Here is a 19,365-nt window from a genome sequence, read left to right on the forward strand (position 1 = left end):
AGCAGCGCCGCCCCGCCGGGAGGGGCCGCCACGCACGAGCCCGCGAAAGTCTAGCTCGTGACCTTGACTTCCGCCTTCGCGCCCTCGATTTCCTCGAGGCCTTCTTCCTCGGCGATGCGCATCGCGTGGGAAATCAGCGTCTCCACAATCTTCGATTCCGGCACGGTTTCCACGACCTCGCCCTTGACAAAGATCTGCCCCTTGCCGTTGCCTGAGGCGACGCCCAGGTCGGCGTCGCGGGCCTCGCCCGGCCCGTTGACGACGCACCCCATCACCGCCACGCGAAGCGGGAACTCCATCCCCTCCAGCCCCGCGGTGACCTCCTCAGCGAGCTTGTACACGTCCACCTGGGCGCGACCGCACGACGGGCAGGAGACGATCTCGAGCTTGCGGGGCCGCAGGTTGAGCGACTGCAAGATCTGGTCGCCCACCTTGATCTCCTCCACCGGATCCGCCGAGAGCGAGACCCGGATCGTATCGCCGATGCCCTGGGAGAGCAGCGCGCCGAAGGCAACGGAGGACTTGATCGTGCCCATCTGCAGCGGCCCGGCCTCCGTCACCCCGAGGTGCAGCGGGTAGTCGGTGACCTCCGCGAGCTGGCGGTAGGCCTCGACCATGAGCACCGGGTCGGAGTGTTTGACCGAGATCGCGATATCGCCAAAGCCGTACTCCTCGAACAGGCCGGCTTCATAGATCGCCGATTCCACGAGGGCCTCCGGGGTGGCCTTGCCGTACTTCTCGAGCAGCCGCTTATCCAGCGAGCCGCCGTTGACGCCGATGCGGATCGGGATGCCGGCCTCGCCGGCGGCCTTCGCCACCTCCTTGACGCGGCCGTCGAACTCCTTGATGTTGCCGGGGTTGACGCGCACCGCCGCGCACCCGGCGTCGATGGCGGCGAAGATGTACTTCGGCTGGAAGTGGATGTCCGCGATCACCGGGATCGGCGACTTCGCCGCGATCGCCGGTAGCGCCTCCGCATCGACCGTCTTCGGGCAGGCCACGCGAACGATGTCGCACCCCGTCGTGGCCAGCTGCGCGATCTGCTGCAGCGTGGCGTTGATGTCGTGGGTCTTCGTCGTGGTCATCGACTGCACGGAAATCGGGTAGTCCGAACCGACCCCGACACCGCCGACCATGAGCTGCCTGGTTTTGCGCCGCGGGGCGAGGGTGGGGGGCGGGCCTTCAGGAATACCGAGCCCAATAGGTTTTCCAATAGGGGCGTTCATGGGTGCCCACTCTAGCACCGCTACCCGAAGATCCTGACCGGGTTGACCACATCCGCCACCATGACGAAGACACCGATTGTGAGCAGCAGCGCGGCCATGGCATAGGTCAGCGGCATCAACGCCGTGTAGTCCACCGCCCCACCCGGGGCGAGCCCCCGGGCGCGGCGCAGCCAGTCGCGCATGCGCTCGTAGGCAATCACCGCGATGTGCCCGCCGTCGAGCGGCGGCAGAGGCACCAGGTTAAACAGCGCGAGGAAGAGGTTGAGCGAGGCCAGCATCATCCAGAAGGACTCCCACATGCTGCGCTGGACAAGCTCCCCGCCCACGCGCGAGGCCCCGATGACGCTCACGGGCCCGTTCACGTCGCGCTCCGCACCGAAGATGGAGGCCATAACCCCGGGGATCTTGCCGGGAAAGGAGAGCAGCCCCTCCCACGTTGCGTCCACCATCTGACCGGTCAGCCTCGCGGTGGCCGGCACGGCCTCAAGGGGACCAAAGGAGGCCATGGCGTTCTCAACCGGGGCGCTGGTCACCCCGATCGCCCCGGCGCTCACACGCTGGCCGGTCGCCTGGCTGTACCTGTCGACCGCCTCGACGACGACCGGCACGGTGAGCTCCTCGCCGGCGCGCCGCAGCGTCAGGCGAACCTCCTCCCCCGGCCGGGCGGAGACGACGTCGCGCACCTGCGAAAACGCCTCGACGCGGCGCCCGTCAACCGCGAGGATCTCGTCACCAACCTGCACTCCCGCGCGCTGCGCCGGGCCAGGCCCGTCGCACGCCTCGAAGGTGCCGTCGGCGGCCTGGTCGGCGGCGCACACGAGCTCGCCCACCCGCGGGGTACGATCCGCGTACGGGTTCGGGATGGCGGCGAAGACGGCGACGAAGTAGGTAATGGCCATGGCGAGCACCACGTTCATCGCCACCCCTCCGAGCATGACGACAACGCGCTGCCACGCCGGCTTGGAATGCATCGCGTGCGGGAGCTCCTCGGCAGTGAGGCGGTCGTTCGCGGTCATGCCCGCGATGTCGCAAAACCCCCCGAAGGGAAGCGCGGCGAGGCCATATTCCGTGTGCCCGCGCGTCGCAGACCATACCTTCGGGCCGAAGCCGATGAAGTAGCGGCGCACCCGCATGCCGAAGGCACGGGCGGCCACCATGTGTCCCGCCTCGTGCAGCGCGATCGACGCCGCGATGCCGAGTGCGAACAGCGCAATGCCAACGATGCCCACTAGCGCCCAGTCCCCGCCGCGATCGCCTCGATGCGCTCGTTCGCGCGGCGCCGCGCCTGCGACTCCACAGCGACGACGTCTTCGAAGGTTGCCATGTGTGAGGAGGCGTAGCCCGCGGCGCCGGCGACGACCTCTGCGACGACGTCAACGATCTCCGGGAAGCGGATCCTACCGGCCAAAAACGCCGCCGCTGCCTCCTCGTTCGCGGCGTTGTACACGGCCGGGTAGCCCTGCCCCGCCGTGGCAACCTCCCGGGCAAGCGCGACGGCCGGGAACGTCTCGTGGTCGAGCGGGGCGAACTCCCAGCACTGCGCTCCCGCCACGTCCGTGAAGTCGAGGCTCGGCTGCGCGCCTGCGACCCGCTCCGGCCAGGCCAGCGCGTGCGCAATGGGCAGCTTCATCGACGGCGGGGAGGCCTGGGCGATGGTCGCGCCGTCGCAGAAGGTGACCATGGAGTGGACGACGGACTGCGGGTGGACTGTGACGTCGATACGCGAAGGTGCGATCCCGAACAACAACGCCGCCTCGATGAGCTCCAAGCCCTTGTTTACCAAGGTTGCGGAGTTGAGCGTGTTCATCTGCCCCATCGACCACGTGGGGTGCGCGGCGGCCTGCTGCGGGGTGACATTGACAAGCTCCGCGCGCTTCCGGCCGCGAAACGGCCCGCCGGAGGCCGTGAGCACGAGGCGGGCCACCTCTCCCCGATGACCCGCGCGAAGGCACTGCGCGATCGCGGAGTGTTCCGAATCTACCGGCACGATCTGGCCGGGCCGTGACCTGTCCAACACCATCTGCCCGCCCGCCACAAGCGACTCCTTGTTCGCCAGCGCAAGGCTCGCCCCCGAATCCAGCACCGCCAGCGTGGAGGCCAGCCCGAGCGAGCCGACAAGCGCGTTGAGCACCGTATCGGCAGGATGCACCGCCACAAGCTCCTCCGGGCTCGCAAGCACACCCGCCCCGAGCGCGGCGGCAACCTCCGCGCGAGCCGCCTCGCGCGAGACCGCCACCTGGTGCGGGCGCAGCCCAAGAGCGCGAGCCTGCGCGACCACGCCCGCCGGGTCGCGCCCCCCGGCGGCAATACCAACAACCTCGAAGCGGTCCGGGTGAGCGGCGATCACCTCGAGCGCCTGCGTGCCAATCGATCCCGTGGAGCCAAGAATTACAATCCTCTTCACCGGAGCCATTGTGAGCCATTACGGCGAAAACTTCTCAACGCGGGGGTATCTACTCGCCCGCCGGGGCTGGGGTGTGACAAGATATAGGGCAGTGAACAGCCTTACGTAAGGAGAAAACTGTGGCGACCCACGCGAAGGAAAAGGCACCCCAGGTCTACAACGGCGTGTCCGAGGCGGACGTACCCTCCGCCAGGCTCGGCTGGAGCGAGCTCAACCCCGGCACCATCCAGATCGCGGGGTGGATCTCCGTGGTCGTCCTCATTGCCTACAACTTCGGCAACCACCACGGCCACGTGGAGACGATCTACCTCATCTCCCTCGCCGTCCTCATCGCGCTCGGCCTCATCCTCTTCGCCGTGCGCCCCCGGCTCAACCAGGTGCGCACCGTGACCGCGCACAACAAGCCCATCGGCCACCAGGAGCCCGACTGGGCCTACGACCAGCGCACCCTCTCCGGCGCCTACGCCCAGCTTGACGACGCCTCCTTGCGCTCCCTCAACATCGAGCCCTCCCGCGTCACCCACCTACGCGCCGTCGAAGGCTCCACCACGGCCACCCACTCCTAACTGGCTCGTGGTCGTTCGGGCTCCTTGGGCACTGCCGGTGTCGCATTCTTTTTCTTCGCGACGCCGGCTTTTGCGTGCCCCTAGGGGGCGCTGCAGCTTCTCCTAGGCCTGAGCCCGGGCCCGGGCTCAGGGGCCTTCCCGTCTAGCTCACCTAATAGGCCTAGCCGACTTTCTCGTCGGCGGCGAGCTGCCCGCAGGCAGCGGCGATCTCCTGGCCCTTCGTGTCGCGCACGGTGCAGGTCACGCCCTGGGCGATGACGCGCCGGACGAATTCGTCCTGGCGGCCGCGCGGCGAGGCATCCCACTTCGATCCCGGGGTCGGGTTGAGCGGAATGAGGTTGACGTGGACTTTTGAGCCCAAGGCGTCGTGAAGCTTCCGGCCGAGCATGTCGGCGCGGAAGTCGTGGTCGTTGATGTCTCGGATCAAGGCGTACTCGATGGAGACGCGGCGGCCGGTCTGGTCGGCGTAGTAGCGGGCGGCGTCAAGCACGTCCGAGACGGCGAAGCGGTTGTTCATCGGGACGAGCTCATCGCGCAGTTCGTCATCCGGGGTGTGCAGGGATACTGCGAGGGTGCAGGAGAGTCCTTCGTCGGCAAGCTTGCGTATCTGCGGAGCCAGCCCGACGGTGGAGACGGTGACGTTGCGCTGGGAGATGCCGAAGCCATCGGGGGCGGGCTGGGTGATCTGGCGCACGGCGGAGACCACGCGGTTGTAGTTAGCGAGCGGCTCGCCCATGCCCATGAATACGACGTTGGAGAGCCGCCCGCCTTCCGCAGCCATCATCGCGGCGGCGGCGCGCACCTGGTCGACGATCTCGGCGGTGGAGAGGTTGCGGTCGAGTCCGCCTTGTCCGGTCGCGCAGAACGGGCAGGCCATGCCGCATCCTGCCTGGGAGGAGATGCACAGGGTGGCACGGTCGGGGTAGCGCATGAGGACGGACTCGAGGAGGATTCCGTCGTGAAGCCGCCACAGCGTCTTCGTGGTATCGCCTTCGTCGGTCTCGAGTGCGCGCACGGGGGTCAGGAGCGTGGGAAAGAGGGCGTCTTTGACCAGCTGGCGCTGCGACTCAGGCAGGTCAGTCATGGTCAGCGGGTCGGCCTCGAATTTGCCGTAGTAGTGGCGCGCGATCTGGTCGGCGCGGAACTTGGGCAGGCCGAGCTCGCCGAGCGCGGCGACGCGCTCGTCCTTGGTCAGGTCGGCGAAGTGCTTCGGGGGCATGCCCCGCTTGGGGGCGAGCAGCTGGATTTTCGGAAAATCGCTCATAACGTGCACTAGTGTCGCACGTCGCGGGTGAGTTTACGAATCAGGCCGAAAACGGGCTCAAAAGCGCTGCCGCGTTGAGCAGGATGTATGTGGCAGAGGCCGCCGGGAGCATGCCGTCGAGGCGGTCCATGATGCCCCCGTGGCCCGGCAGGAGCGCGGACATGTCCTTGATGCCGAGCTCACGCTTAAATTGGCTCTCGACCAAGTCCCCCATCGTCGCGCAGATGACCAGCGCGACGCCGAGGGCGAGGCCCACCCACCAGGGGCCGCTGATGAGCAGGCTGACGGAGAGCGCGCCCGCGATCGCGCCGAAGAGGATGGACCCGGCGAAGCCCTCCCACGACTTGTTCGGGCTGACGGCGGGTGCCATGGGGTGGGTGCCAAACATCACCCCGGCGACGTACCCGCCGATGTCGGAAGCGACGACACAGAGCATGAACGTGAGGATGAACAGGCTGCCTGGCTGCCCGCCTTCGTCGATGGTCGAGATCATGGCAGCAAACGCGCCGAAGAGCGGGATCCACACCAGCACGAAGATGCCCACGGAGGTATCTCGTAGGTAGTTTGCGGGGGTTTTGTCTTTGCCCCGGTGGAAGAGCCGGTAGTACATCAAGACGAGCACGGCGAAGGCGAAGCCGCCGAGCGCGCCACCGGAGTTGTATGGCAGCGAGGCCCACACGATGACCTGGCCGAGGATGACGAGCAGGGTACGTGGCTGGGCGTAGCCTGCCTCGCGCAGCCTCGTGAGCACCTCCCACATGCCCAGCCCCACCGCGGTGGCGACCAGCGGGTACCACGCCCACGGGCCGATGATCAGCGCCACGATGACCAGCGCGCCGAGGACCACGCCGGTGGTGATCGCCTCACGCAGGTTGCGGCCTGCGGAGTTCTTCGGCTTGATGCGCTTGATGGACTGGGATGCGCGCGGGGCCTGCCCGCTTGGCGACGTCACAAAGGAGGCCTTTCCGCTCGAGAGAGAATCGGGGGTTCTGGCTGCGGGAGAGCTAGACCTCGAGGAGCTCCGCTTCCTTCTTGGAGACGACCTCGTCGACCTGGGAGACGTACTGCCCGGTCGTCTTATCCAGGGTCTGCTCCGCGGACTTGACCTCGTCTTCGCCGGCGTCGCCTTCCTTCTGGATTTTCTTGAGCGCCTCCATGCCCTGGCGGCGGATGTTGCGGATGGAGATCTTGCCCTCCTCGCCCTTCTGCTTGGCCTGCTTGACCAGCTCCCGGCGGCGCTCCTCGGTGAGCTGGGGGACGGTCACGCGGATGACCTGGCCGTCATCGGTCGGGTTGACGCCGAGGTCGGAATTGCGGATCGCGTTGAGGATATCGCCCATCGTCGACATGTCGAAGGGCTTGATGAGCAGCATGCGCGGCTCCGGCACGGAGATCGTGGCCATCTGGTTGATCGGCGTGGGCGCGCCATAGAATTCGGCGACGACGCTGTTGAACATCGCCGGGTTTGCGCGGCCGGTACGGATGGAGACGAGCTCCTCGCGGGTGTGGTCGACGGCCTTGGTCATGCGCTCCTCGGCGTCGAGCAGTACGTCATCAATCATGGTGTGTCCTTGGAATCGATCGGGAAAGTTGCTTACAAACCTACTTCACGAGGGTACCGATGCGCTCCCCTGCCACGGCACGGGCGATGTTGCCCTCCTTGAGCAGGTTGAACACGAGGATCGGCATGTTGTTACCCATACAAAGGGAAAACGCGGTGGCGTCGGCGACCTTGAGGCCCTTCTCGATGACCTCGCGGGGGCTGACCTCGGCGTAGAGCTTCGCGTCCGGGTTGACCCGCGGGTCGTCGTCGTAGACCCCGTCGACGGCCTTGGCCATGAGCAGCACGTCGCAGCCGATCTCGAGGGCGCGCTGGGCGGCTGTGGTGTCGGTGGAGAAGTAGGGCATGCCCATGCCGGCGCCGAAGATGACCACGCGCCCCTTCTCCAGGTGCCGGGCCGCGCGCAGCGGGAGGTACGGCTCGGCGATCTGGGCCATGTTGATCGCGGTTTGCACTCGGCAATCGACGCCCTTTTGCTGCAGGAAGTCCTGCAGTGCGAGGCAGTTCATGACGGTGCCGAGCATGCCCATGTAGTCGGAGCGGGCACGGTCCATGCCGCGCTGTTGCAGCTCCGCGCCGCGGAAGAAGTTGCCGCCACCGATGACCACAGCGATCTGGGTTCCGCCTCGCGCCACCTCCGCGATTTGGGACGCGACGCTGTCGACCACGTCGGGGTCGATGCCGACGTTTCCGCCGCCGAACATCTCACCGCCGAGCTTGAGCATCACGCGCCGAAATCCGGACCTGGGGGTTGCGTTTGTCACCGTTAAGGCTCCTTAAAGGTTGTCGGTTACCAAGGTTTTCGCTGCATCCGATCATAGTCGGCGTTCCGCGCGGGCCGTCGAGCGCGCACGCGAAAGCCCCGCCGAAGCGGGGCTGTGGGTCGCACTGGCGTCTAGGCCTGGCCAACCTCGAAGCGGACGAAGTCGGTGACCTCGATGCCGGACTCGTCGGCGTACTGCTTGACGGTCTTCTTCGAATCGGCCAGCGAGGGCTGGTCGAGCAGGACGACGTCCTTGAAGAAGCCGCCCATGCGGCCCTCGACGATCTTGGCGATGGCAGCCTCGGGCTTGCCCTCGTTGCGGGTGATCTCCTCCTGCACCGCGCGCTCCTTCTCCACGACCTCGGCCGGGATGTCCTCCTGCTTGAGGAAGCGGGCCTTCATCGCGGCGATCTGCAGCGCGATCTGGTGCGCGGCCTCGGCGTTGTCGCCGGTGTAGGCGACGAGCACGCCCACTGCGGGCGGCAGGTCAGCGGAGCGCTGGTGGAGGTAGACCTCGACGTTCTCGCCGTCAAGGGTGCGGGCGCGGCGCAGCTCGAGCTTCTCGCCGATCTTGGCGGAGAGGCGCTCGATGACGTCGTGGGCGGACTCGCCGTTCACGTCTGCAGCGGCGAGCTCTTCCGGGGTGTTGGCCTTCACCGCGGCAGCGGCGTCGGCGATCTCCTGGGCGACGCCGATGAACTCGGCGTTCTTTGCCACAAAGTCGGTCTCGGAGTTCACCTCGACGATGGTGTGACCAGAAACGGCAACGAGGCCCTCGAGCGCGTTGCGCTCGGCGCGCTTGCCCACGTCCTTAGCGCCCTTGATGCGCAGGACCTCGATGGCCTTCTCGTAATCGCCGTTGGTCTCTTCGAGAGCCTTCTTGCAGTCGAGCATGCCGGAGCCGGTGGCCTCGCGCAGCTTCTTCACGTCTGCAGCGGTGTAGTTCGCCATAGTGGGGCGATCCTCCTCGTAGTGGAAGTTTGTCGTACCTGCGCCGTGGGCGCGGGTATCTCATGAACGGTTTTACAGACTAGCCGAGATGCGGTGCGTCGGCACCTCTAGGCGCGCGGGGAAGGGGCATCGCCGCGCAAGAGCCCTGCAAAAAGCCCCGCGTCTCCCGCACGGGCGTGTGCGAGACGCGGGGTACTTTTGCCAAGGGCGCGCAGGCGCACCGCTCGTGATGCGTCGGCTACTTCGCATCCTGCTCGGCGGCGCGCACGGCGTGCGGCTGCTCGACGGGGGCCACGACCTGCTCCTTGGCCGCCTCGGCGGCTGCGGCAGCCGCAGCGGCGTCGGCCGCGGGGACGTCCTCGCTGGAGGCCGCGGCTGCGGCGGCCTCTGCTGCCTCGGCCTGGATCTTGGCGTCGGTGTCGCCCGCTGCCTCGCGGGCGGCGGCGAGCTGGCGCTCCTCGCGCTGCTGCTTGCCCTCGATGACGGCCTCGCCGACGATGTGGGTGAGCAGCTTCACGGCGCGGATCGCGTCGTCGTTACCCGGGATCGGGAAATCGACGGTGTCCGGGTCGCAGTTGGTATCGAGGATGGCCACGACCGGAATGCGCAGCTTCTGCGCCTCGGAGATCGCGATGTGCTCCTTGTTGGTATCCACGATCCACAGCGCGGAGGGCGCCTTGGTCATATCGGCGATACCACCGAGGACGCGCTCGAGCTTGATGCGCTCGCGGGTGAGCATGAGCACTTCCTTCTTGCCGCGGCCGGCGTAGCCCTCTTCGGCAGCGTCCATGGCCTGGAGCTCCTTCATGCGGGCGATACGCTTGGACACGGTCTGGAAGTTGGTGAGCATACCGCCGAGCCAGCGGTGGGTGACGTACGGCATGCCAACGCGCTGTGCCTCTTCTTCGATCGGCTCCTGCGCCTGCTTCTTGGTGCCAACAAAGAGGATCGTGCCGCCGTGGGCAACGGTCTCCTTGACAAACTCGTAGGCCTGATCGATGTAGGTCAGGGTCTGCTGCAGGTCGATGATGTAGATGCCGTTGCGGTCGGTGAAGATGAAGCGGCGCATCTTCGGGTTCCAGCGACGCGTCTGGTGGCCAAAGTGCACACCGGCGTCGAGGAGTTCGCGCATGGTAACAACTGCCATGGGAAGTTCTCCTTCGGAGAGAGATAGTTCGGTTACTGTGTGTCGTACTGCGCGGGTTTTTATCCCGCGCCCTAGCACCGTGCCCGCCCGGCACCCTCGTACTGTGGGACCGTCGCTGAGCGGGCATTATTCGGCGCGCGAAGTCAGTCTGTGCAGACTGCGCGGTCAAATATACGCCCCCCGTCCCGAAAAGACTAATTGAGCTGCACGGTTATCCACAGCATAGCCGTTATCCACAGGGCGCTCGCTTCTCGACGCCCCATCCGCCCGCACCGGTGCTACAACGTGCCCATGCGCACCCTTCTTGCCCCCGTCCTCGCAGCCGTCTTCCTGGCGCTCCCGGCCCCAGCCGCCGCCTACGTCGACCCGACCACCGGCGAGCCGCACGCGAGCCGGATCACCCGCTCCGCCGAGATCCCCGAGCGCAACTGGCTGCCCGGCCACCGCGGGGTGGACCTCGCTCTCGGCATCGGCGGCGACGTGCTCGCCGCAGGTGACGGCACCGTCGCCTTCGCCGGGGTTGTGGCGGGCACGCCGGTGGTCTCCATCGACCACGCGGACGGGATCCGCACCACCTATCAACCCGTCTACGCCTCGGTCTCCGTTGGCGATGTCGTCTCCGAAGGCTCCGTCATCGGCCGCCTCGCACCCGCGGCGCGGGGCCAGCACGACGGGCTGCACTGGGGCGCGCTGACGGGCAAGGACGCCTACATCAACCCGCTGACGCTTCTCGACGCCCCAGCGATCCGCCTCAAGCCCGTGGATGGGCCTGGTTATAGACGTTTTTGAGCCGCTGCGCGGAGACGTGGGTGTAGATCTGGGTGGTCTGCAGGCTCGAGTGCCCGAGCAGTTCTTGGACCACGCGAACATCGGCCCCGCCCTCGAGCATGTGCGTCGCCGCGCTGTGCCGCAGCGAGTGCGGGCTGAGCTGTGGGGCGCCCGCGCGTATCGACGCCCTCTCCACCACCCTCCTCACCTGCCTCTGATCGATCCTCTTGCCCCGCTCCCCTACGAAGAGCGCCGTGGTCTGACCCGCCAGCTCCGGCCGGCCCCTTGCCAGCCAGTTCTGCACGGCCACCTTCGCGTGCTCCCCGAAGGGCACGACGCGCTGCTTATTACCCTTGCCCGTCACCTTGGCGGTACCTCGCGCAAGGTCGACATCCGGCACATCGAGCCCGGTGAGCTCCGCGACACGCATGCCGCTGGCATAGAGTAGCTCGAGTATCGCCCGGTCTCGCAGAGCGAGCGCGCCGTGGTCTTCGTCGTTGATCTCGGCCTCCACAACGTCGACGGCGGCGTCGGGGCTGACCACCGTGGGCAGGTGGCGGTTGAGCTTCGGGGTTTTCAGACGCGCCGCCGGGTCCGAATCCAGGTAGCCCTGGTTGTGCGCCCAGGTCGAAAACGCCCGCACCGCCGCCGTGCGCCGGGCCAGCGTCGAGCGGGCGAGGCCTTGGGATAGGGCGTCGGCAAGCCAGGCGCGAAGCGTGGGCAGGGTGAACTCTGCGAACGTTGGGGCAAAGGGCAACAGCGTCGTGAGATCGGAGCGGTAGCCCTTCACCGTGGCCGGCGAGCGGCCGAGGACCAGCTCGGCGTGCTCGGCGAAGTCCTCGATGGCCTCGGCGAGCTGGCCAGAACTGTTACCCATGTGACGCATGATACCCGCGTGCACCGATGTTGAATATCTCCCTAGGTGGGAGTCTATTCACAACACCGCGCCCGCGCCCCTGGTCGCTTCCCGTCTAGGACCCCAGAAAGCGAACTAGACCGGAGCCGGTCCCCGGCACCACACCGGGGACCTACCTCCGCCACACCACCCCCTCCCGCGTCACCATCCCGCGCCCGGCAAGGTCCACGAGGATGTGCACCGTAAGCCCCACGCCCAAACCGGCGCGCGCCGCGATGTCTTCCGCTGCTGCTCCCCCGGCGCCGAGCGGCACTGCATCGAACACGCGCAGCTCGTTGCGCGAAAGCTTTTGCACATCGCTGGCCGCGAAGTCCAGCTCCATCTGCGCTGCCGGGTCGACTTCCCCCACCCTGCTGAGCAGCGCGTGGACCTGCTCGGAATTGAGCACCATCTCGGCCCGGCGCTCCTGGATCGCCAGGTTGGTCCCCAGCGAGCCCGGCCCGAGGATCGGCCCCGGCACGGCCATCACCGGCCGGTTGTAATAGTGCGCCCACGCCAGGGTGTTGAGGGCCCCGGAGCGAAACGCCGCCTCGACAACCAGGGTCCCCGCCGTCAGCGCGGCCACCAGCCGGTTGCGGGTGAGGAAGCGGTGCCGGTCCGGGCTCACCCCGGGCGGGTACTCGGTGATGACCGTGCTGACCTGATCGAAGAGTTCCGCGTGGCGCTTCGGGTAGATCACACCGGGCCCGCAGGCGGCGACGATCACGGTCGCGGCCCCGGCGGCAAGCGCCGCCTCGTGGGCCGCGGCGTCGATACCCACCGCGCCGCCGGAGACGATCGTGTATCCCCTCCCCGCCAGACCCGTCACCAGGTCGGCGGTGGCGTTGGCACCATAGCGTGTCGACGCCCTCGTGCCCACCACCCCGACAGACCTCGCGAACATCCCGCCCAGGTCCTCTCGCCCTTTTACCCACAGCGCATGGGGCGGCGCCCCGTCCGCCTTGCGGGCGTGGTGGTTGGCGTGGGCCGCCGCCGCGCCGACGGCAAAGGACTCCTCGATCGCCTCTGCGGGCCAGCCGCCGGATTCCGGGGTGAGGAGCCGGTACCCGGCGGCCTGCGCGATCTCAAGGTCGCGCCCCGTGGCGTCCCAGGAATATCGAGCCTCGGTCTCGCCGGCGAGGCCCGCCAGCCAGCTCGCGCGCGAGCGCACACCGGCGGCGATCTCGTCGGCGTCGCGCCCGGCGCGCAGGAGCGCCTGGAGGTGCCAGGACGGGCCTTCGATCACCCGGCTGAGGTAGGCCCAGGATTCGAGCGAGCTCACGATGCAGCCTCCCCGAGGCCCGGTGCGCGCAGCTCGGCGGCGGCGCCGACGTGCCCAAGGTCGGGGCGGGCGGCGCCGTCGAGGTCCGCAAGCGTCCAGGCGAGCTTGAGCACGCGGTCGACCCCTCGCTGGGTGATCGCGCCGTTGGCGAGGTAGGCGCTGATCAGCGCCATCGCGGAGTCGTCGGCGGGGTATGCGCGGCGGATGAGCGTCGCCGGGACGCGGGCGTTGACCCACTCCTCGGCACCGGCCGCGGACCAGCGGTAGGCGGCTCGCTCGCGGGCCTCCATGACGCGATCCGCAATCGTCTCTGAGGGCTCGGCGTCTCCCCTCCCGATGGCGCTGCCCTGGGAGGCGAGCGCTAGCGAGATGTCGATGCGGTCGCGCAGGGGTCCGGAGATGTTGCGCAGGTGATTCGCTCTCTGTGAGGGGGTGCAGCGGCACGCGTCGGCCCGCTCCGCCCCGCAGCGGCACGGGTTGGCCGCCAAAATCAGCTGAAAGCCGGCAGGGTAGACCACCTCCCGGCGGGCCCGGGTGAGCACGACCTGCCTGCGCTCCAAGGGGATGCGCAGCGCGTCAAGGGTGGACGCGCTCGCCTCGCTGGCCTCGTCGAGGAACAACACCCCGTGGTGGGCGAGGCTCACCGCCCCCGGGCGCGGGTGGCCCGAGCCCCCGCCGATGAGCGCGGCACGGGTGAGCGAGGGGTGCGGGGAGACGAACGGGCGGGTGGCCACCACCTCTCCTGCTGACACGCCGGCCAACGAATGGATGGCGGTGGCCTCCACCGTCTCCTCCAACGTCATGGGCGGCAGGATGGAGGGAAGGCGCTCGGCCAACATCGATTTTCCGGAGCCGGGCGGGCCGATCATGAAGACGTGGTGGCCGCCTGCCGCGGCGACCTCGAGGGCGTGCTTGGCCTCCTTTTGCCCGGCGACGTCGCGGAAGTCCGGCAGGTCGCGCCCCTGCGGCGGGGCCTTCTGCGCGGCCGGGGAGAGCTCGCGGGTGCCGAGGGCCCACGACCAGACGTCGACAAGCGAATCGGCGACGAGGATGCGGCCGCGGCCCACCAGCGCGGCTTCGGCCTCGTTGGCGCGGGGGACGATGATGGTGGAGAAGCCGGGCGCGGCGAGCATGGGCAAGATCCCCTCGACCCGGCGCAGCGCCCCGCCCAGGCCGAGCTCGCCGAGCAGGAGCGTCTTTTCGAGCGCCGCGCGCGCCCGTGGCTCTAGGCTGGCGAGCACGGCAATCGCAATGGGCAGGTCGAAGTGCGAGCCGGACTTGGGCAGGTGCGCCGGGGAGAGCGAGACCATGATTTTCGTGCGCGGCCACGGCAGCGTGGCGTTGGCCACGGCGGTGCGGATGCGCTCGCGCGATTCCTTCACCGCGGCATCCCCCAGCCCCACGACGTGCATGCCGGGAAGTCCGGGGCCGACGTTGGCCTCAACCCGCACGACCTGTGCGCCCACCCCGTCGATGGCGGCGGCGAACGTGCTAGCAAGCGCCATCTTCCACCCCCGGGAAGATGCGGATCTCCTTGCCCGTGCTGGTGACTAAGACCTCGGCGACGTCGAAACGCGCGGGAGCGAAGGGTTTTCCTTCCAGCCACTCCACCGCGCAGCGGCGCATCGTGGCCAGCTTCTTCGGCGTAACCGCCTCAGCGGTGCCGAAGCGACGGCCGCGGCGGGTCTTGACCTCCAGGAACACGTAGGTGCCGTCGAAGGCCCGCAGGATGACATCGATCTCGCCGGAGCGAGTGCGAACCCCGTAGTCGATGAGCTCGTAGCCGAGCCCGACGTAGACCCCGGCGGCGAACCCCTCGCCCTCGGCGCCCAGCATTTTCTGTGATGCGTAGCGCGTGTGCGCCATGCCTCCCCCCTCCAATAAAGCAACGATCCTTGTGCCTTATTGGACTGGCGCGGGTGCTCGCCGGTTCCCTGGGCAGGGGTGGCGTGGTCACTGAAGTGGGCACGCCCCGATTGATAAATTGATAAAACCCGGGGCGTGAGACTCCCCTAGGCCTCCGGGAAGGTGATGTCGGGCTTGTCCAGCTCCTCGATGTTGACGTCCTTGTACGTGATCACCCGGACGTAGCGCACAAAGCGCACGGCGCGGTACATGTCCCACACCCAGCAATCCGACATGCGCACCTCGTAGTAGACGTCCTTGCCCTCCGTGTGCGGGATGAGCTCGACGGCATTCGCAAGGTAGAAACGGCGGTCCGTCTCCACCACGTAGGAGAACTGGCTGACCACATCGCGGTACTCGCGGTAGAGGGAGAGCTCAACCTCTGCCTCGTAGTTGTCCAGATCTTCAGCGCTCATTTATGACCTCAAATACTGCTCGTGGGCAAGTCTGACGTTGGCATAACTATAACGATGCTCACGGCTCGCACCGTGGCGGCGCACCGCAGCCATGTGCGCCGCCGTGCCGTAGCCCTTGTGCTTCTCCACCCCATAGCCGGGATAGGTCTCGGCCATCTCGACGACGAGCCGGTCGCGCGAGACCTTTGCCAGCACGCTCGCGGCGGCGATGCAGCGCGCGGTGTAATCCCCGCCGATGATGGGCAGCTGCGGGCAGGTGAGCCCGGGGGTGGTGAAGGCGTCGACAAGCACGTAGCCAGGAGCGAGCTTCAGCTTGGCGACGGCCCTCCTCGCCCCGCCCAGATTCGCCGCCTGAATGCCCCGCCGATCGATCTCGGCGGCCGGGACGTGGACGACGGAAAAGGCCAACGCGACGGAGCAAATCGCCTCGAAGAGCTCCTCGCGCCGGCGCGGGGTGAGGCGCTTGGAATCGGTCAGCCCCTCGAGGTCCTTCAGCGGGCGCGGGGGAAGCACGCACGCCGCTATGGTCACCGGGCCGAAGCACGCCCCGCGCCCGGCCTCGTCGACGCCCGCCACCGGGCCGAGACCTGCCTTGTCGAGGGCGACCTCGTAGGTGCGGAGCTGCTTGAGCCGGCGCACCTAAGCCTGAGAGCCCTGGATGTCCGGATCCGCCACCCCGCCCGCGCGGCCCAGCGGGAAGACGATCGCGGCGACCTTGCCGCGCAGGTTTTCCTTCGGGATCGTGCCCTGGAGCGGATCGCCCATGTGCGCGCGGGAATCGAGGGAGTTGGTGCGGTTATCGCCCATCATGAAGTAGTGCCCCTCCGGCACCGTGACCGGGCCGAAGTAGGCCCCGCCGCAGGCCTGCGAACCGGTGAGCGGGTCGATCGGGTTCTCCGGCGGCTGCAGAGTATACGACTGCTCGATCGGCCTGCCGTCTACCATGACGGCCGGGTCCCCCTCCTGGCAGGAGACGGTCTGCCCGCCCGTGGCGATAATGCGCTTGACCAGGTTATTCTCATCCGGCGGGACGAGGCCGACCCAGGAGCCGACGGTTTGCAGCCCCGCGACGAGCGGGTTGTCGGAACGGTTGGAGACGTAACTGGCGTTCCACGAGTCCGTGCCCTTAAACACCACGACGTCCCCGGGTTCCGGGTCGGAGAAGTAGTAGCTGACCTTCTCCACCGCCACGCGATCCCCGGAGCCGTGGAACCCGTGTAGTGTCGGCTCCATCGAGCCGGAGGGGATGACATACATCCGCCCGATGAAGGTCTGGATGATAAAGATGAAGAACAGCGTCAGCGCGATGACGACCGGGATCTCGATGTACCAGGGCATCTCTTTTTTCTCTTCGCGCTGCGTGTCGACGTCTAAGCGCTCGCTCCTCGTAGTCACTCGCCTCACTCTAGCACCACGGAACGCGAAACCCCGCCCGACCCAGATGAGGTCGAGCGGGGTTGAGCGGCGCGCGGGCAGGAACTAGCGGCGTTCCTTGATGCGGGCGGCCTTGCCGCGGAGGTTGCGCATGTAGTAGAGCTTGGCGCGGCGCACGTCACCCTTGCGCAGCACCTCGATCTTCTCAATGTTGGGCGAGTGCACCGGGAAGGTACGCTCGACACCGATGCCGAAGGAGACCTTGCGCACGGTGAAGGTCTCGCGGATTCCGGAGCCCTGGCGGCGCAGGACGAAGCCCTCGAAGAGCTGGGTACGGGTGACGCTGCCCTCGATAACCTTCACGTGCACGCCGAGGGTATCGCCCGGGCGGAAATCGGGGATGTCGTCGCGCAGCTGGCCTGCGTCAACAAGATCAATGATGCCGTTGCTCATAGAAGCAATCCTTTACGTGTTCGGACAGAGGACCCTAGCGGCTTCTCCCTGGTCAGGGCGCTCGGCTGGTTCGTGTCGCCGTCAATAACTGTGAAAACCTTACACGCCGGGGCGCCGCGCTCCAAATCCCGCCTCCTTGAGCGCCTGCGCCATCGCCCCGCCCGGCTCGGGGCGTTTCTTCTTCCCTGGCTTGCCACTGCCCCCGCCCGGCTTGTTGTCGCGGCGCGCAGGCTTGCGGGCCTGGGCGTCGAGACGCAGCGAAAGGCCTATCCGGTGGCGCTGGGTGTCGACGTCGACCACGCGCACCTTCACCACGTCGCCCGAGCGCACGACCTCGCGGGGGTCGGAGACGAACCTCTCGCTCATCTCGGAGACGTGGACGAGCCCATCGTGGTGCACCCCGATATCGACGAAGGCCCCGAAGGCGGCAACGTTGGTGACCGTACCCTCCAGGATCATGCCGGGGGTGAGATCCGAGACCTCGTTGATGCCTTCCTTAAACGCCGCCGTCTTAAACTCGGGGCGCGGGTCGCGGCCCGGCTTGTCCAGCTCGGCGATGATGTCGGTAACGGTAGGAACGCCGAAGATCTCGGTGGCGAAGTCGGCCGGGTCGAGGCCGCGCAGGACTGCCGCATTGCCAATGAGCTCCCGCGCCCCGAGGCCCGTGGCGGAGGCGATCCGCTCGACAACCTCGTAGGCCTCGGGGTGGACCGCCGAGGCGTCGAGCGGGTTGAGCCCGCCGCGAATGCGCAAAAATCCCGCCGCCTGCTCGAAGGCCTTCGGCCCGAGCCTGGGCACCTTGCCCAGCTCCTTGCGCGAGGTAAAGGCGCCGTGGGCGTCGCGGTAGTCCACGATGTTTCTCGCCAGGGTCGGGGTGATGCCGGCGACGCGCTCGAGAAGCGGCACCGAGGCCGTATTGAGGTCCACTCCGACTGCGTTGACGGCATCTTCGACCACGGCGTCGAGCGCGGTGGCCAGCGCGTGCTGGTCCACGTCGTGCTGGTACTGGCCCACCCCGATCGACTTCGGGTCGACCTTGACCAGCTCGGCGAGCGGGTCTTGCAGGCGCCTGCCGATGGAGACGGCCGAGCGCAGCGAGACGTCTAGCTCGGGGAACTCGGCCGCCGCGAGCTCGGAGGCGGAATAGACCGAAGCTCCCGATTCGGAGACGGTCACGGGCGTCGGCCGCCTCGCCCCTCCGGCTGCCACGCGATCGGCGACCTCGCCGGCGAGCTTGTCGGTCTCGCGGCTGGCGGTGCCGTTGCCCACGGCGATGAGCTCGACGTCATGGGCGGCGGCGAGCTGCGCAAGCGTATCGACGCCCTCCTCCCACCGCCCCTGCGGCTTGTGCGGGTAGATCACCACCGTGTCCACCACCTTGCCCGTGGAATCAACCACCGCACACTTGACCCCGTTGCGGTACCCCGGGTCGAGCGCGAGGGTGGCCCGCTCACCTGCCGGTGCGGCGAGCAGGACGTCGCGAAGGTTGTTGCTAAAGACCTCCAGCGCACCGGCGTCCGCCTTCTCCTTGAGCCGCATCCGGGTATCCAGCGTCGCCGAGACCTTTAGCTTGGTGCGCCACGCCCAGCCCACGGCCTTGGCCAACCAGGCCGAATCCTGCAACGGCAGGCCGCGACGCGCGGCGATCGTTCCGGTGTAGAGCTCGTCTTCGCCCGGGTCGAAGTCGAGGGCAAGCACGCCCTCGGACTCGCCGCGCAAAAGCGCGAGGATGCGGTGGCTTGGCAGGCTGTCGAAGGGCTCGGAGAAGTCGAAGTAGTCCTTGAAGTTCGCCCCCTCGGATTCTTTTCCTTCCACCACGCCTGCGCGCATCGTCCCGGAGCGGTAGAAGCGCTCGCGGACCTCGCCGACCAGGTCGGCGTCTAAGGCGATGTCGTCGGCAAGGATCGCGCGCGCGCCGTCGAGGGCCGCCTTGGTATCCGCGTAGCCGTCGGTGATGAACCTCTGCGCTGCGGCCTCGGGGTCGGTCGACGGGGCGTCGATAAGCAGCTGCGTCAGCTCGCCCAGCCCCGCCTCGCGCGCGGCATCCGCCTTGGTTTTGCGGCGCTTTTTGTAGGGCAGATAGAGGTCTTCGAGGCGCGCCTTGGTCTCGGCCCGGAGGATCGCCGCGCGCAGCTCGTCGGTGAGCGCGCCTTGTTCCTCGATGGCGGAAAGGATCGCCTCGCGGCGCTGCTCCAGCTCAACGAGGTAGGCGTGGCGCTGCTCGATGTGACGCAGCTGGTTATCGTCGAGCCCGCCGGTGGCCTCCTTGCGGTAGCGGGAGATAAACGGCACGGTGTTGCCTTCGGCGAGCAATTGCAGCGCTGTGCCCACCTGGGCGGGGCGGACGGAGAGTTCTGTCGCGATCGTGGCTGCGAAATCAGTCATTCGCG

20 protein-coding genes are annotated in these 19,365 nt (G+C 67.8%); 2 read left to right on the forward strand and 18 right to left on the reverse strand.

Features of this window, described 5'->3' with window-relative positions; translation table 11 throughout:
- Window positions 1–50 precede the first annotated feature (50 nt).
- Genes ispG through dxr form a run of 3 tightly spaced genes read right to left on the reverse strand, consistent with a single transcriptional unit; the run spans window position 51 to window position 3,639 of the window.
- Complete coding sequence (ispG, locus tag C3E79_RS06905) at window positions 51–1,226, reverse strand: flavodoxin-dependent (E)-4-hydroxy-3-methylbut-2-enyl-diphosphate synthase (RefSeq protein WP_108404249.1); 1,176 nt, start codon at window positions 1,224–1,226, stop codon at window positions 51–53.
- A 20-nt stretch (window positions 1,227–1,246) separates the two neighbouring features.
- On the reverse strand, window positions 1,247–2,455 hold the full coding sequence (locus C3E79_RS06910) for a M50 family metallopeptidase (RefSeq protein WP_108404250.1): 1,209 nt from the start codon (window positions 2,453–2,455) through the stop codon (window positions 1,247–1,249).
- The gene (gene dxr, locus C3E79_RS06915) at window positions 2,455–3,639 is read right to left on the reverse strand and encodes a 1-deoxy-D-xylulose-5-phosphate reductoisomerase (protein ID WP_108404251.1); all 1,185 of its coding nucleotides are present in this window, start codon (window positions 3,637–3,639) and stop codon (window positions 2,455–2,457) included. The genes C3E79_RS06910 and dxr overlap by 1 nt, the downstream gene beginning before the upstream one ends.
- 110 nt (window positions 3,640–3,749) lie before the next feature.
- Between dxr and C3E79_RS06920 the strand changes: the two genes are divergently transcribed.
- Window positions 3,750–4,196: a DUF2631 domain-containing protein gene (locus C3E79_RS06920; RefSeq protein ID WP_108404252.1), complete on the forward strand. Its 447-nt coding sequence runs from the start codon at window positions 3,750–3,752 to the stop codon at window positions 4,194–4,196.
- 160 nt (window positions 4,197–4,356) lie between these two features.
- Here the strand turns inward: C3E79_RS06920 and rlmN are convergent, their stop codons facing one another.
- The 6 genes from rlmN to rpsB form a co-directional block, all read right to left on the reverse strand.
- Window positions 4,357–5,460 (reverse strand): dual-specificity RNA methyltransferase RlmN, encoded by a 1,104-nt coding sequence (rlmN, locus tag C3E79_RS06925; RefSeq protein ID WP_108404253.1) that lies wholly within the window; start codon window positions 5,458–5,460, stop codon window positions 4,357–4,359.
- A 40-nt stretch (window positions 5,461–5,500) separates the two neighbouring features.
- A complete protein-coding gene (locus tag C3E79_RS06930) occupies window positions 5,501–6,412 on the reverse strand; it encodes a phosphatidate cytidylyltransferase (RefSeq protein ID WP_108404254.1) in 912 nt (303 codons plus the stop codon).
- Between the two features lie 52 nt (window positions 6,413–6,464).
- Complete coding sequence (frr, locus tag C3E79_RS06935; RefSeq protein WP_108404255.1) at window positions 6,465–7,022, reverse strand: ribosome recycling factor; 558 nt, start codon at window positions 7,020–7,022, stop codon at window positions 6,465–6,467.
- A 40-nt stretch (window positions 7,023–7,062) separates the two neighbouring features.
- Entirely contained in the window at window positions 7,063–7,746 is a 684-nt protein-coding gene (gene pyrH / locus C3E79_RS06940; RefSeq protein ID WP_108405103.1) for a UMP kinase, read from the reverse strand.
- A 170-nt stretch (window positions 7,747–7,916) separates the two neighbouring features.
- The gene (tsf, locus tag C3E79_RS06945; protein WP_108404256.1) at window positions 7,917–8,735 is read right to left on the reverse strand and encodes a translation elongation factor Ts; all 819 of its coding nucleotides are present in this window, start codon (window positions 8,733–8,735) and stop codon (window positions 7,917–7,919) included.
- A gap of 238 nt (window positions 8,736–8,973) precedes the next feature.
- Window positions 8,974–9,882 (reverse strand): 30S ribosomal protein S2, encoded by a 909-nt coding sequence (rpsB, locus tag C3E79_RS06950; protein ID WP_108404257.1) that lies wholly within the window; start codon window positions 9,880–9,882, stop codon window positions 8,974–8,976.
- A gap of 291 nt (window positions 9,883–10,173) precedes the next feature.
- On the opposite strand from rpsB, the gene C3E79_RS06955 reads away from it, so the two are divergent.
- On the forward strand, window positions 10,174–10,671 hold the full coding sequence (locus tag C3E79_RS06955) for a M23 family metallopeptidase (RefSeq protein ID WP_108404258.1): 498 nt from the start codon (window positions 10,174–10,176) through the stop codon (window positions 10,669–10,671).
- On the opposite strand, the gene C3E79_RS06960 is transcribed toward C3E79_RS06955, so the two are convergent.
- The 9 genes from C3E79_RS06960 to C3E79_RS07000 all read right to left on the reverse strand — a co-directional run bounded on the left by C3E79_RS06960 (window position 10,634) and on the right by C3E79_RS07000 (window position 19,360).
- Window positions 10,634–11,527 (reverse strand): tyrosine recombinase XerC, encoded by an 894-nt coding sequence (locus C3E79_RS06960; protein WP_108405104.1) that lies wholly within the window; start codon window positions 11,525–11,527, stop codon window positions 10,634–10,636. The two genes, C3E79_RS06955 and C3E79_RS06960, sit on opposite strands and share 38 nt — an antisense overlap.
- 151 nt (window positions 11,528–11,678) lie before the next feature.
- On the reverse strand, window positions 11,679–12,827 hold the full coding sequence (locus C3E79_RS06965) for a DNA-processing protein DprA (RefSeq protein ID WP_108404259.1): 1,149 nt from the start codon (window positions 12,825–12,827) through the stop codon (window positions 11,679–11,681).
- Window positions 12,824–14,332, reverse strand: a complete 1,509-nt coding sequence (locus C3E79_RS06970; RefSeq protein ID WP_108404260.1) for a YifB family Mg chelatase-like AAA ATPase — start codon at window positions 14,330–14,332, stop codon at window positions 12,824–12,826. Before C3E79_RS06970 ends, C3E79_RS06965 begins: the two co-directional genes overlap by 4 nt.
- Window positions 14,319–14,693 carry a YraN family protein gene (locus C3E79_RS06975; protein ID WP_108404261.1) on the reverse strand — a complete coding sequence of 125 codons (375 nt, stop codon included), beginning with the start codon at window positions 14,691–14,693 and terminating at the stop codon, window positions 14,319–14,321. Before C3E79_RS06975 ends, C3E79_RS06970 begins: the two co-directional genes overlap by 14 nt.
- Before the next feature lie 146 nt (window positions 14,694–14,839).
- A complete protein-coding gene (locus C3E79_RS06980; protein ID WP_108404262.1) occupies window positions 14,840–15,148 on the reverse strand; it encodes a DUF2469 domain-containing protein in 309 nt (102 codons plus the stop codon).
- Window positions 15,149–15,787 carry a ribonuclease HII gene (locus C3E79_RS06985; protein ID WP_108404263.1) on the reverse strand — a complete coding sequence of 213 codons (639 nt, stop codon included), beginning with the start codon at window positions 15,785–15,787 and terminating at the stop codon, window positions 15,149–15,151.
- Window positions 15,788–16,486: a signal peptidase I gene (gene lepB / locus C3E79_RS06990; RefSeq protein ID WP_108405105.1), complete on the reverse strand. Its 699-nt coding sequence runs from the start codon at window positions 16,484–16,486 to the stop codon at window positions 15,788–15,790.
- Window positions 16,487–16,627: 141 nt separating this feature from the next.
- On the reverse strand, window positions 16,628–16,975 hold the full coding sequence (gene rplS, locus C3E79_RS06995; RefSeq protein ID WP_108404264.1) for a 50S ribosomal protein L19: 348 nt from the start codon (window positions 16,973–16,975) through the stop codon (window positions 16,628–16,630).
- Between the two features lie 99 nt (window positions 16,976–17,074).
- Window positions 17,075–19,360, reverse strand: coding sequence for a Tex family protein (locus tag C3E79_RS07000; RefSeq protein WP_108404265.1), 2,286 nt, complete (start codon window positions 19,358–19,360; stop codon window positions 17,075–17,077).
- Window positions 19,361–19,365: the final 5 nt, after the last annotated feature.

The organism is Corynebacterium liangguodongii, assembly GCF_003070865.1.
Lineage (GTDB): Bacteria > Actinomycetota > Actinomycetes > Mycobacteriales > Mycobacteriaceae > Corynebacterium > Corynebacterium liangguodongii.